General features: G+C 51.3%; 1 protein-coding gene. It reads left to right on the top strand.

Annotation, left to right across the window (positions count from 1 at the left end):
* Window positions 1-224: 224 nt before the first annotated feature.
* Complete coding sequence (locus tag HMPREF2526_RS07555) at window positions 225-752, top strand: CPBP family glutamic-type intramembrane protease (RefSeq protein ID WP_070512862.1); 528 nt, start codon at window positions 225-227, stop codon at window positions 750-752.
* The last annotated feature ends 71 nt before the right edge of the window (window positions 753-823 follow it).

Raw genomic sequence — 823 nt, forward strand, 5'->3', positions numbered from 1 at the left:
TTCGTTTTACAACCATTGTGTGTTGCAATTGAAAGTCTATTTCTGATTCCACACGAACCACCCGAGCCGTTGCTTATATCGATACCTGGAGCCAATTTGCTAGGGTGGCATTACTTACCCCACCAATGTTGCTCAGTCCCATTCTCACAGTGAATCGTAGAATGAGAAGCGCGAGTATTTTAGGGTCGCGTTGCTTCGCCGGTTCGCGTTAAAGGACTAGAAAAATGGTTGAGTTTCTTTTCTTCCTTGCCCCTTCAGTGCTCTATATCCTTGTCCGACGCGGGTCAATCGGGGTGTCTCGAGCTCGGGCAAATGTGGGTTGGCGCTGGGGAAACCTGCAGGCAGCAGCTTTAAGTGTCATCTTGTTCCCTGTGCTGCTTGGATTAGGTTATCTTGGTATCCGTCTTGTATCTACGGATAGTCTCGGCATGCCGGGCGTCGTTTTTGTTCAAGGGGTAAGTGTTGCCGCGATTCTAAGGGCTGCAGGCGAAGAGCTTTTCTTCCGCGGATTTCTCGGGGGTTTACTTCTTCGGCGTTGGGGATTGTGGGCGGGAAACACTTTTCAGGCGACTCTTTTTCTTTTGCCACATTTGGTGTTGTTGGGCTTTGATGCTCATCTGTGGCCCGTACTTCCGGTTCAATTCCTCGGTGGGTGGATACTTGGCGCGGTGAGATTTCGCTCCGGTAGCGTCATTGAGTGCTCAGTCTTACATGCTGCCCTTAACATATGTATCGGATTGCTGGCGGGTTAGGTGAAGGATTGCATGTGGCTGCTAAGGGGGGCCTGGGCCCCGGAAAGTAGACACGTCGGGGGTTAGCTATG

The sequence above is a fragment of the Corynebacterium sp. HMSC070E08 genome (assembly GCF_001808895.1).
Taxonomy (GTDB): Bacteria; Actinomycetota; Actinomycetes; order Mycobacteriales; family Mycobacteriaceae; genus Corynebacterium; species Corynebacterium hiratae.

Coding starts and splice junctions, on each gene's coding strand:
- HMPREF2526_RS07555 (WP_070512862.1), top strand. CDS start 225: ATGGTTGAGTTTCTTTTCTTCCTTGCCCCTTCAGTGCTCTATATCCTT.